Source organism: Bacillus silvicola (genome assembly GCF_050524305.1).
GTDB classification, from domain to species: Bacteria; Bacillota; Bacilli; order Bacillales; family Bacillaceae_G; genus Bacillus_A; species Bacillus_A cereus_AT.
In genome coordinates, this window is sequence record NZ_JBNGVC010000001.1 from 475,663 (window position 1) to 488,636 (window position 12,974).

Below are 12,974 nucleotides of genomic sequence, written 5' to 3' on the forward strand. Positions count from 1 at the left end.
ATATTGTCTTTTTAAAACGCTTACAAAATAAGGATATTGTTACCTTTTCAAGTATGTTTTTTATTGAATTTTATACGATAATTAATATTCTTCGGTTTATTTATATGTAAAGGTTGCTCTCCTCCCCTTAGTCATGATCACTGCTCCCTTAACTGTTCTTAGCTTTCACCCTAGAATTTGTGGCCATACTGAACGCAAATAAAAAATGAGCAGACGAATGTCTACTCATTTTTCTTCATTCCATTTAAAAATGGAAGAAAAGATATTGTACTAACTTTGAAGCTCAGCTGCTACTTTTACTTTAGCAAACCATGAGTTAGCTGTCTCTTTCAATACGAGATTTAATTCTTCAGTATTCCGTTTACCAATATCTTTTAACCAATCACGACCTGCTTGTTCACCGCCTATAGCAAACGGTATCACACCGTCTTTCCAGGTTGCCCGACCACATAACACTCCGTTAAAGGTAGAACCGGAGTCTTTAGCAAATTTTAATGTTTCTTGAAATAATTTTGCGCTTACTCCTGCACTCAGGAATATAAACGGCAGCTCGGTTGCTTCACTTTGTTCTTTGAAATAGGAAGCTGCTTTTTCTTTACTGTAAACAAATTCACCTTCTGTATATCCTTCCACAAAGTTCATATCTACTGGAACCTCTACTTTTAAAACATCTACTTTGTATTGTGGTTTCGAGAACTCCTTCATGGCCTCAATTACTTTATACGGTTTTATTTTTGCATATGCTTTACTTTTCACATCATCATTTTCAGCATCATAAGTCACAATCTCCAAGAAAAATGGTATGTCTTCAGCTGCACATTCAGATCCGATACGTTCCATATAGACATGTTTATAGTTATTAATTTTTTCATCTTCATTGAAATCATAGTAGAGTAAGAACTTAATAGCATCGGCACCTGCTTCCTTTAATCGTTTCACTGACCATTCCGGTAATAGATCCGGCAACCGTCCTACTTCTGACGCATCGTAGCCAGTTTTTTCATACGCTACTATTAATCCTGATTCTTTATCGCGGACCTTAGCCGCTGGCAAACCGTATTCTGGGTCCAAAAGAATCGCCGTTGCAAATGGTGTTAATTCCTCAGAAACCAATTCTTTGAAACGGATAATGCCCTCGTCTCCAACATGACTTGCACCGCCAGATGCGAGCATTTTTTTTAATGAACCGCGTTGATCAATAGCCAATGCTCCAATTATGCCATTTTCAGCAGATAAACGTTTTAGAGCTTCCAATTTATTTTTGGTTAGTTCTAACATCAACATTCTCCTCTACCAATCTATTTTTTCAACTTTAACGAGATCAAAGTAATGTTTAAACTTATTCATATTAATATAACCAGTTCCAGCTTCCATAGCATTTAATATTCCCGTAGTCATCGCTGTTTTAAGAACAGTCTCTACCGTTTGATTTTGATGTAGTGCCACAGCTAATCCTGCAACTGTCGCATCACCAGATCCAACAGGATTGACCACTTCTATTTTCGGGATCGTAACTCTGTAATATTCCTCGCCATATCTGACAAAGGCACCTTCGCCACCCAATGACACGATAGTCCACTCAATCCCAGTAAATAGTTCATGGTTTAATGCTTGCTTCAGATCAATGATTCCTGCTTCCATGTTAATGCCCAGCAGCTGAGATAATTCCGCTGTATTCGGTTTGATGGCAAATGGTTTTTCTTTATTCATCAAGGCGTTTTTCAAAGATTCCCCTGACGAATCCATAATCACTGGAATTCCGTTTTTATGACAGATTTCTAACATTTGATAATAAAAGTTAGTCGGTAATCCTTTTGGCAAACTGCCCGAAATTGTCACAAGTGAAGCTGTTGTAAGCAGCAGGCATTCAAATTTTTCTAAAAAATCCGCCCCTTCTTCTTCGGATAATGTCGGCCCAGATTCTAAAATCTCTGTTTGCATCCCTTCATGAAGAATGGCAATACAATTTCTTGATTCTTTTTTAATTTTTAAAAAGTCATTTGGAATATTGCTTTTATTTAATTCTTGAATAATGTATTCGCCAATCGTACCACCAATAATACCTGTCGCTAGGACGACTTCTTCCATTTGAGCGATCACTCGCGCAACATTCAAGCCCTTTCCACCAGCAGTTTTACGAACCGTTTCTACACGGTTGACAACATCTAACTTTAATTCATGAATCGGATAGGAAATATCGACAGATGGATTCATGGTGACAGATAAAATCATTGGTAATCCCTCTTTCAGAAAAATATTTAAGCTTGAAAACGGCACACACCATCAAGATAAGTAGCAGCTAAATCCATCGCTGGCGTCATCACAATAAAGTCAGCGGCATATCCCTCGGCAATCTTCCCACATTCGCCATCGATTTGAACACTTTTAGCTGGTGCAGTACTCGCCATGTAAATCGCTTCCTCAGGTGTAGCAATTCCCCACTCGATGACATTTTTGACAGCATCTTTTAATTGCAAAATGCTACCTGCTAAACTTCCGCTTTCCAAACGAGCCATCCCATCTTTTACTTTCACAGGAAATTCTCCCAGTTGATAAGTTCCTTCAAGCATACCTCCAGCCATCATACAATCGGATACCATCACAATCTTTTCTCTGCCGCGGACATTCATTAAAATATTTGAGGCAACGGGATGAACATGATGTCCATCACATATGATTTCGGCAAAAACATCTTTTAGATTCATGGCCGCTCCAACCATCCCCGGCTCACGATGGTGCAGCGGACTCATTCCATTGAAAGTATGAACAAAAATGGAAGCCCCTTTTTCAATCGCTCCCTTTGCTTCTTCATAAGTTGCGTCACTGTGGGCCAACGCCACTACAATCTCTTCTCCCACAGCATATTCAATAAATTCCACTGCACCTTTTCTTTCAGGTGCAATCGCAATTTTTTTAATAGAATCATTTGATAATTTCTGCCAAACTTTCAACATATCAACCGATGGATCAAAAAAATATTTCGTGTTTTGTGCCCCTTTATGCTTTTCAGTAAAAAACGGCCCTTCTAAAAAAATCCCTTTAATTTTTGCGCCTTGCACTTTCGTGTAATTGACACCAATCATTTCAACGACGTTATTCAACAATTCTACCGAAGAGGTTAAGGTTGTCGGTAAAAAGGATGTGACTCCGCAAGAAAGGAGTCCTACCGAAATTTGGTTCAGTCCTTCGAAATTATTGTCCATAATGTCGTAATTTCTAAATCCATGAATATGTGTGTCTACTAGACCAGGAGCGATCCAACGTCCTGCATACTCAATGATTTCTGCCGCTTCCTCTGGCCTATTTTCTGAAAAAACACCAAATTTACCATCTTTGATTTCCAGAAATCCAGGCCCTACGATCTTTCCCTCAAGAAAAAACTTATCTGCAAAGATAAAAATAGACATGTATTTTTCCCCTACCCTAGTTACTAATATTCGTAGATGGTAACACCTTTAACGACGCGGTTCACCGTTCCTGTCGGTGAAGGTGTATCCGGTGTATTACCTACTTTCACGGAAGCTAACAGTGAAACTGTTTGCCCAATCATGACAAAAGGTAATGCTAAGTAAGCATCTGGTACAGACTGGGCCTCTCTGCCGAATACAAACCTGTTCCCAGCATAATTGATTTCTCCATCAACCTCGATGGCACAGATATAGCTGGCAATGTTGTCCTGCTGCATTTCTTTTAACATATCTAAATCATATTGACGTGTATAAGGATGATTGGAAACAAACACAAAAACTAATGATTTTTCGTTTACAAATGATTTTGGACCATGCCGGAATCCTAACGGTGAATCAAATGCGGTGACAATTTTTCCGGCTGTCAGTTCTAATATTTTTAATTGTGATTCTTTCGCTAAGCCTTCTAAACTACCAGAACCTAAGTAAATAATTCGGTCAAAATCAAAATCTACTATCTCTCGGATGACGTCTTCCCTTTGAATAACACTTTCACCCATTTGATGAATCATCTTCACTATCTTTGATTTTTCTTCAGTCGATAAAGAATCAAAAACGAGTAATGCCGTTAACACCATGCACGTATAACTTCCTGTCATTGCAAATCCTTGATCATTCGATTTTTCAGGCATCAATAACAATAAATTATTTTCATTCCCCATTGCCTGTTTGGCTAAATTACCCTCTTTAGCACAAGTAATCGTTATCTGATACAAATCAGTTACTATTTGCTCAGCTAATTGTACGGCAGCAACACTTTCCGGGCTGTTCCCACTTCTAGCAAATGAAACGAGTACGGTTGGAAAATCCTTTTTTAAAAATTGGTAAGGGTTTGAAACCAAAGTGGTTGTCGGAATACTTAGCATTTCCAACTGTTGTTCATTGACTTTTTCTTTTAGATAAGGGGTAACTGTATCACCGACATAGGTAGACGTTCCAGCGCCTGTAAAAATAACTCGAACCCGGCTGTGTTTCGTTAATAATTTTTGCAAAAACTCTTCAATCGCTCCGCTTTTCTTCAAATACAAAGCAAAGGTTTCGGCCCATAGATCAGGCTGCCGTTTTATTTCCGCTGTTGTTATCGATGCACCTAACGAAACTAAATTTTCTTGACTTAATGTAAACATTTTCGTCCACTCCTCTACCTATTTGCCATCATTCTCTCCATAAATGAAGACCGGCGTTTCCTCATTACATACCTTCAAATACTCGTAATCCTGCACCAGCAACTCCATTATTTTGTGCCAATGTACTGATGCTCATTTGGTCCAAAAGATGTTGTTGCTCAGGAAGCTGATACATTTTCAGCTTCGCTTTAATCAACTCCAGTAGAAATGGATTTTTCACAATGACACTGCCACCAAAAACCATTTTATGCGGATCCAATAAGGAGGAAATCGAATAAAGTCCTTGAGTTAAGTAGTCGGTTACTTCATTGATAATGAACTGATATTCCGGTACCTCGTTTATATAACCAGCAAAAACATCCTTGGTTGAAATAGTATCTACCTGTAATTCCTTTTCAGCTATCCTCTGGATCCCCGGTCCAGCAGCTATTTTTTCTAATCGTTCATTGATCCCCTTTGAGAGGACAGGGATCAAACCCAGTTCTCCGGCAAACCCTGCCCCCCTAAAAAATGAGCCTTTATGAATAATAGAACAGGATATTCCCGTACTTATAGTCACATAGACAAAGGTTTCATTCCTTTTTACATGTGCTGCTCTCCATTCAGCATAAGCCGCCATATAGACATCATTGTCAACCGTGATCCTCTGGATACCAAATTGCTCCTGCAAACGGATCGAAATAGGAAACTGTCTCCAAGGTAAATTGTTTTGAAAAACGGCAATACCCTTCTCGCAATCCACTTTTCCCGGTACCCCAACGCCAATACCCTCGATATCAGCGATTGTAATCAATGATTTTCTGAGAACTTGTTCAACAGCTTCTACGACTCTACCAAACATTGTTTCACTGTCTGAAGGCGCACTTTTTACTTCCGCACGTTCAAGCAGTTCGCCCGTATCCGAAATGATTCCTGCTGCAATCTTTGTTCCTCCAATATCAATGCCGATTGCCTTTTTCATTTGTCCGCACCCCTAGGTTTGTATTTGGAGCATTGAGTAATTTTCTATAATTGTTATCGTTGAACATATATATGCGATTCCTTGATCAATTCACTTCCCCTGGTTGATTTATACATATTTCCGATTGTAATCATAAAGCAGCCCTAAGAGACCAGCTAATCCAATCAACATCATCCCCAGTTCGAATTTACCAGCTGTCTTTTGGTAGGTGATAATTAAAGACAGGCATACGATAAACAGAACAATTTTAATAATGAATAAAATATTAGCCTTCATTTGAAAAGTCCTCCCACCTAATTTCACTAGGTGCCAACGTCACTTCTTTCCTGTTTCCTTGTCCGTCGTAGACAACCGTCATTTGTTCGACCATCGAGTTGTTAACAATCGCCATTTTTTGAATAGATGGATATGCATGAACTTCACAATAAATGTTGCTCGCATGATACTTTTGAAATTCTCCTTCTTTATGGGCAGCATAGTATAACGCACGCATCAGCAGACGTGTATTTTCTTCGCTGTATGGCAGTCCTGCTATATAGACGGATCTCCCTTCTCCAAACTGATGACTAGAAAGATGAACTTCTCCATTTGAATATTCGATTATTTCGGTTTTCTCTGATAACGCATAAATGTTTTTCATTCCTTCACCAAAATCAAATTGGGTGCTGTCAGCAGAAATAAAATGATTTTGGACAGGATTAATAAAATATTTATCTGTTGATAAGCTGAATCCTAGTTCTTTGTCAACACCTAAGACGTTTGCCAATTGAAAATAATGTCCTTCATGCTGATAGGCTGTAGGTTCGCCAATGCCTATGAAACCTCCGCCATTATACATCCAGGCCCTAATGGTTGTGACTAACTTTTCATTAATCCAATTAGCCCCGCCTGAAAAAGCTGTGCCCATATCGCCGGCATTAATAATGACGTCAATATCCTCAGGCATCCCATCGTTAATGACATCATCAAAACTAATGAACGTAACTTCCACGGCAGCCCCGCTCAAGGATTCTAAAACACCTAAATAAGAATAAATTTGTTTATACCATAGTGCATGAGCAACCATATGTGTTTGCCAAGTTCTCAACTTACCCCAAGAATTCAAAATTGCAACTTTAAGACCGCTGTATGGTTTCACACCTTTGATCGTGTCATGAATTTCACGAAATTCCTCAGTAACTTTTTCAATATAGGAGATAAATTCCGGAAATTGATAGGCTAGACTTAAATAACCGCCATACCCGATACGATCAACAGGATTCCTCAGTAAAGCTCTGCGCGCCGTTAACCAATTTTCATTCGCTTCAATCGTCGGATTGTTACCTTCGTAAAAAGTATCTGGGAAGAAATAAGGTAAGAAACGCCCTTCTGTGTAACGAACATGTGGTATATCTGCAATCATACGTAGTGTGGCTCCCCCGCCCACACTGCCTACCACTGCGTCCAATCCGATATTTTCAAAGTATTTCCCATATGGTTCTGTACCAATCCAGTTATCACCAAGGAACATCATTGCTTCTTTTCCACTTTCATGGACAATATCTACAAGTTTCTTTGCTTCTTCAGCAACGAACTTATGAACAAAATCTATATAATCTAAAAAAGCAGGAGTTGGAATTCGAAACGAAGTATTGTAATAACCTTGATCAACAATGTCCTCTGGTCTTAAGCGATAGCCCTTTTCTTTTTGAAAGGCATCCAAAGCAGCAACTGAAACACTAGCACCATATCCGAACCAATCGACAAATTTTTCTTTACCAAGATTATTGAACACAAGGGTAAAATGATAGAAAAACGTTGTAAACCTGACCACATCTGTATCCGGATTTTCTGTCAGCCATTGTTTTAAATAGGTTTTCATAAATTCATTGGAATGTGGCTGTCTGACATCAAAAGGAATATCATGTGGCTTATCTCCCCAATTATTAGTAATATGATTATACATTTGGGTTGGATCCCAAATCGCATAGACTAGGAATGAAACCGTATATTCATGCCAAGGAATCGCCTTCGTAATCAAAACACGATTTTGCTCTTCGTTTACTTCCCAATCATTAACGTCAACAACTTCTCCTGTTGTCCGATCAATAACCTCCCAGTATTTTTTAGGACTGTGAACGTAATCCGGCTTTAATTGTTCCTCAAAGTATCCTTTCATAAAATCAATTTCAAGGGTATCAGTAAGCGCAGTATTGAACAAACTCATTAAATAAAGTTGCTGGCATTCATCCATGTGCTTCTCTGCGAACTCATTGTGAGCTCGAGCAACAAAATAAGTCGTATAAATTTTCGCATCCAATTGTTTAATATCATCATCTAGTTTCGTTCCATCACTATCGCGAATCGCATCTGCACCCCATCGTTCCATCAATTCTTTTGTTTCCTTAAGAAAATTTTCTTCACTCGGTAAAGTAACACGGCCTTTTTTCTTTTTCATGTAAATCCTCCTCTAATCCTTTAAACCACCAAGGGTCATTCCTTGTGTTAATTTTTTTTGAACAATGATGTATAAAATCAAAGTTGGCAGCATAACTAGAACCATTCCTGCATACATTTGACCATAATTCGCAGCAGATTTTTGAGCTGCCATCAAGCTCATTAACCCAACAGGCAACGTTTTATTCGGTCCTGGAATTAATGTTAATGCAATAATGTATTCGTTCCAAAAGGCAAGAAAATTAAATAGAATGACGGCAATAATACTTGGACGAGCTATAGGAATCATGACTGAAATCATTGTTTTGAAATATCCGGCACCATCGACCAACGCCGCTTCCTCATACGTGGATGGAAGCGATTGAAAAAAACTAGACAGCAAGTAAATGGTAAATGGTAGCGCTGTCGCCGCATATACCACAGCTAAAATAAATAAATTGTCTAGTAGAAATCCATCACCAAGTTGGCCTCGTAAAAAGGTATCTCCGTCCAATAACATCAAGAAAATTGGAACAACAATGTAGTTCACATTGATGAATAATCCAGCTTTAAAAAAAGTATTTATTAATTTGCTTCCTCTAAAAGTATATCTTGCCAACACATAGGCTGCTGGTAAGGCCACAATCAATAAAATAAACAGAGCCAACGCAGTTACCATGACTGAATTCAACATATAGGTACCCATGTTTGCCTTTTGGAAAGCATCGATAAAGTTTTGAAAATAGAAACTTTTCGGCATGGCCCAAGGACTTCCATAAAACTCCGAGTTCTTCTTCACTGAGGCTAAGAAAACCCATGCAACAGGAATAATAATAGAAATTGCTAACGTAATCAGTGCTACATATATAAAACAGCGATATATTGCTTCTGTAGTCATTCCTTTTTGAGTCTTCACTGTTTTTGGGGCTTGATAAGCTGTTTCTACAGTCATTTCTTTTTGGCTTTCCATCGTTTTTGGATCTTGGTACGCTGTTTCTGTAGTCATTCTTTTTTGTGTTTCCATCGTTTTTGGACCTCCTTAATACTCCAACACTTCCCTTTTAGTGACACCACTGATAATTGCAGATAATGCGAATGAGAATAGGAAAATGACCACCCCAATAGCCATACCGTAACCGTAAGAAGAATTGGTGTAAGCCTGCTTATACATATAGCTTAAAAACACTTCCGTCGATCCGTCAGGTCCGCCGCCAGTCATTGCTTGAACGAGAAGAAAACTTAAATTAATAGTACTAATAACGAAGAAAGTTAACGTCGTCCGCATGTTATTCCAAATTAACGGTAAAGTAATACTGAAAAATTGTCTGACCCGTCCAGCACCTTCCAAAGCAGATGCTTCATAAAAACTTTCCGGGATACTCGCCATCGCTGCCATATACATGACCATATAGTAACCAATTGCTTGCCAAATGAGTGCCCCGCCAATGCTGTAAATAGCAATCTTTTGATTACCGAGCCACATCTTTTGAAGGTTTTCAAGGTTAAACAAAGCAAGTATATTATTTAACAACCCTGTAGTTGGGTCATAAACTGCAGAAAATATTCCCGCGATAACTACAACGGATAAGATATTAGGGATATAAAAAATAATCCGAAAGAAGCTTTTACCTTTTATTTTTTCTCTTGTTAACAAAGTGGCAAATAAGATCGCCAGCACCATCGTGATAAATGTAACGATAACAATCAATACAATACTGTTTTGGAGAGATCGAAAGAAGTTCATATCATTCCATAAAATTTTGAAGTTATCGAGCCCAACAAATACCTTATTATTAGAAAATCCTCCCCACTTATATAAGGACATCCTGAATACCTCAATCGTAGGAACAATCATAAAAATGGCTAACAGGATTAGTGCGGGTGCAGTACAAACAAAAATAAAAATTCTTTTTTCTGTTGTCTTATTCATGCCATCACCTCAGTTAATAAGTACAATGGTGAGACTAGCGACTCACCACTGTACGTAGTGAAAACTAATTTATTTTAATGCAGACCGTAATTGGTCACTCACTTTTTCAACAGAGCTTTGCCAATCTTTCACCTTTTTATCACCAGAAATAACACTGTCAATTGTTCTAAATAATGTATCTGGCATACTTACACCTTCAACGGCTTTTGTTGCAGCAAATCCACCTACACCCACTTTCACTCCATTATCATAGATACTATAGAATGATTTATTTTCACCTGTCAGTTTATTAGAAAGGCCTTTGACAGGTTGAATCGCACTGGATTCCGCAAAAATTTCAACGGCCTTATCAGAATAAACAAACGTCATGAAATCTTTAGCTGCTTGTTTATTTTTAGCTGCCGAAGGAATCCACATTTGTTCAAAGAAAGTAAATGCATAACGGTCGCTACTAGTATCAATTGTCGGTAAAGCCATCATGCCCCATTCAAAACCTTTAGATCGAGGGGCTTCTTTCATTTCGCCAACAACCCACGTACCATTTGGCATAAACAACGCTTTGTTATCGAGAATCAATTGTTGATTTTTCTTGTAGTCTTTATCATTTGCATTAGCAACAGTTGTTGGTTCTGTATATTTTCCTAATTTTCCGACAATTTCGAAGGCTTTTGTTGCTTCAGCAGTTTCCCAAGCACCATCTCCATATTTCATAGCCTTATTGTATAATTCAGGTCCACCCACCCCTAATAGTAGGGAGTAGAAGAATGTATCAAAGTAACCAGTGGTAGGATAAGTAAATAAAGAAATCCCTTCAGTTTTCGCTTTATCGCCCAAAGCCCACATCTCATCCCAAGTCTTTGGTACTTCCCAACCTTTTTCCTTGAATAAGCTGGCATTATAGAATAATCCAGTTGGACTATAGAACATTGGTGCCATATAAGTTTTGCCGTCGTTATAAGGGTTAGTCGCAGGTGTACCAGTAAGCCCTGGTACCAACTTATCTTTGACTTTGACATCTTCACCATAAACATTCCTATCTAAAACATCCGTAATATCTTCTAAAGCTTTATCTTTAATCAATGTTTCTGTCAGCGCCTGTTTTCTCCCGGTTGCCAATAACACCACATCCGGATAGTTTCCTGCTTTCATATTCGAGCCGATAACATCCTCGAGATTTTTATCCACCGTCAATTTAACATCAACTTTTGGATTAGCAGCTTCATATGCGTCAATCATTTTGGTCCACATCTCTTTGCCATAAGCCGATTCAAGCGCCGCCACATGAAGGATTTGTTTTTTACTAGAGTCTGTACCGCTCTTAGAGTTATCAACCTTTGTAGTATCACTCTGGCAGGCTATTAAACTAAGAGATAATAAAGCTGTCATTCCAGAAAACAAAATCTTTTTTTTCATCTTTATCTTACCCCCATCTCCTAATCTTCCTTTCATAATTAAAGAATACAAAATAGATAACGCTTTCACAATAAACATCTTGTCCTGTTTTTTAGATATCTTGCTTTTTACTGAATATCCCACTAAAATCTTTATAATATAGATAAAAAGTCTACGAAGGAGGGATTCATTTGTCCAATGAAGTATATGAGATTCCGCAATTTCAACGAAACCATCTTCCAGTAAAACTTCTTTATATAACAAAATCAAAATACGATAAAGATTGGCATAGCACCATTCATGCGCATCACTTTACAGAGCTATTGTATATTACCAAGGGCAAAGGAACTTTTATCTTTTACAAAGAAGAAATCCCCGTCCAAGAGCACAATTTGATTATCATCAATCCAAATATCGAGCACACGGAAAAGTCTGATAGTAATCACCCACTCGAATACATCGCACTCGGTATTCAAGGTCTTTCCTTTTCATCCATAGAAAATCCTAGTCAAGTCACTATTCATAATTATAAACAGGATCAAAAAAATTTCCTCTTCTACCTTCAGCAATTGGTCGAGGAAGTGGAAAACCATCAAGAAGATTACGATTTAATTATACAAAATGTTCTGGAAATTTTGTTACTTAAGATGATGAGAAAAAAATCTTTCAATGTAGAGAAAACATCTACTCAAAAAATCAATAAAGATATTGAATTTATTAAAAACTATATTAAGCAACATTTTCACGAAAATATCAGCCTGGATACATTAGCAAGAATCAGTCATATTAATAAATATTATCTATCCCATTCCTTCAGGAAATTCGTCGGTGTTTCGCCTATTGAATACTTAATTCAAACTCGTATTAGAGAAAGTAAAATATTGTTAGAAACTACCAACTATTCGATTTCTAATATTTCAACTATTACCGGTTTTTCTTCCCAATCATTCTTTGCACAATCATTTAAACGAGAAACGAATCTATCTCCTTCACATTACAGAAACGCTATAAATTCTAGCAAAAACAAACCAGATTCTAGCGCAAAAATTTAAGAATAATTGCAATGAATCTATACTTCTTTAATATATTGTTGCTATTATTTTAGAAAGGGGAGTGTTCCTATGATTCAACAATTAAAAACATATTATGGTGAGGATATAAAAATCAATGAAGCTGTGTTGTCTGAGGATTATAGCTGGTTTTTAGTTGAAGGAAACAAAGTCGGAATTCGAAAAATCCGATTGCATCAAAGGGAACATCAATTGCTTTCATCCATCTTAACACCCATCCATACTGATACATTTTATAGAACAGAAAAAGAAAAATCGTGGTATGAAGCATTATACAAAAATAATATTATCTCTATACTATCAGTTCGTTTTTTACACTTCTTCACAACACAACCTATAGTAGAGAGAGAAGAATTTCAAGATGCTTTACAGTCTATGTTTTCTTTTACTACTACAATGATATGGGAAACTTCACAAGCCGGTGTTCTCATCTTAGAAGAAAACATACCAGAATCTGTATTGCAAACAGCCTTAGATACACTAGAAACAGATTTTTTTATATCCCTATCCTTCTTTGTTGGAAGACGCTATACGCAAACAACTGAATTTGCTTATCTGTATCAATGGGAGCAAAAATTATTTTCTGTTCTTTCTCCCTATCTATATAAGTTG

11 protein-coding genes and 1 pseudogene are annotated in these 12,974 nt (G+C 37.5%); 2 read left to right on the plus strand and 10 right to left on the minus strand.

Translation table 11 applies throughout. The annotated features are described in order from the left end of the window. Positions 1 to 270: 270 nt before the first annotated feature. From lacD to ACP6L7_RS02525, 10 genes are all read right to left on the minus strand, one after another. A complete protein-coding gene (gene lacD, locus ACP6L7_RS02480) occupies positions 271 to 1,278 on the minus strand; it encodes a tagatose-bisphosphate aldolase (protein WP_097829762.1) in 1,008 nt (335 codons plus the stop codon). 12 nt (positions 1,279 to 1,290) lie between these two features. After that, entirely contained in the window at positions 1,291 to 2,232 is a 942-nt protein-coding gene (lacC, locus tag ACP6L7_RS02485) for a tagatose-6-phosphate kinase (protein ID WP_097829763.1), read from the minus strand. Positions 2,233 to 2,258: 26 nt separating this feature from the next. Next, entirely contained in the window at positions 2,259 to 3,407 is a 1,149-nt protein-coding gene (nagA, locus tag ACP6L7_RS02490; RefSeq protein ID WP_097829764.1) for an N-acetylglucosamine-6-phosphate deacetylase, read from the minus strand. Between the two features lie 23 nt (positions 3,408 to 3,430). After that, positions 3,431 to 4,594: an SIS domain-containing protein gene (locus ACP6L7_RS02495; protein WP_097829765.1), complete on the minus strand. Its 1,164-nt coding sequence runs from the start codon at positions 4,592 to 4,594 to the stop codon at positions 3,431 to 3,433. Positions 4,595 to 4,658: 64 nt separating this feature from the next. Beyond that, complete coding sequence (locus ACP6L7_RS02500) at positions 4,659 to 5,555, minus strand: ROK family protein (RefSeq protein ID WP_097829766.1); 897 nt, start codon at positions 5,553 to 5,555, stop codon at positions 4,659 to 4,661. A 108-nt stretch (positions 5,556 to 5,663) separates the two neighbouring features. Continuing rightward, positions 5,664 to 5,831: a DUF6903 family protein gene (locus ACP6L7_RS02505; protein ID WP_170961051.1), complete on the minus strand. Its 168-nt coding sequence runs from the start codon at positions 5,829 to 5,831 to the stop codon at positions 5,664 to 5,666. Continuing rightward, on the minus strand, positions 5,821 to 7,992 hold the full coding sequence (gene gnpA / locus ACP6L7_RS02510) for a 1,3-beta-galactosyl-N-acetylhexosamine phosphorylase (RefSeq protein ID WP_097829767.1): 2,172 nt from the start codon (positions 7,990 to 7,992) through the stop codon (positions 5,821 to 5,823). Before gnpA ends, ACP6L7_RS02505 begins: the two co-directional genes overlap by 11 nt. A gap of 12 nt (positions 7,993 to 8,004) precedes the next feature. Further along, the gene (locus ACP6L7_RS02515; RefSeq protein ID WP_097829768.1) at positions 8,005 to 8,994 is read right to left on the minus strand and encodes a carbohydrate ABC transporter permease; all 990 of its coding nucleotides are present in this window, start codon (positions 8,992 to 8,994) and stop codon (positions 8,005 to 8,007) included. A 15-nt stretch (positions 8,995 to 9,009) separates the two neighbouring features. Continuing rightward, a complete protein-coding gene (locus ACP6L7_RS02520) occupies positions 9,010 to 9,900 on the minus strand; it encodes a carbohydrate ABC transporter permease (protein WP_097829769.1) in 891 nt (296 codons plus the stop codon). A 69-nt stretch (positions 9,901 to 9,969) separates the two neighbouring features. Further along, positions 9,970 to 11,313 (minus strand): carbohydrate ABC transporter substrate-binding protein, encoded by a 1,344-nt coding sequence (locus ACP6L7_RS02525; protein WP_097829807.1) that lies wholly within the window; start codon positions 11,311 to 11,313, stop codon positions 9,970 to 9,972. 170 nt (positions 11,314 to 11,483) lie between these two features. Between ACP6L7_RS02525 and ACP6L7_RS02530 the strand changes: the two genes are divergently transcribed. Then, entirely contained in the window at positions 11,484 to 12,344 is an 861-nt protein-coding gene (locus ACP6L7_RS02530; protein ID WP_097829770.1) for an AraC family transcriptional regulator, read from the plus strand. A gap of 69 nt (positions 12,345 to 12,413) precedes the next feature. Then, positions 12,414 to 12,971, plus strand: a pseudogene (locus ACP6L7_RS02535) (PucR family transcriptional regulator); the annotation flags it as partial. Between the last annotated feature and the right edge of the window lie 3 nt (positions 12,972 to 12,974).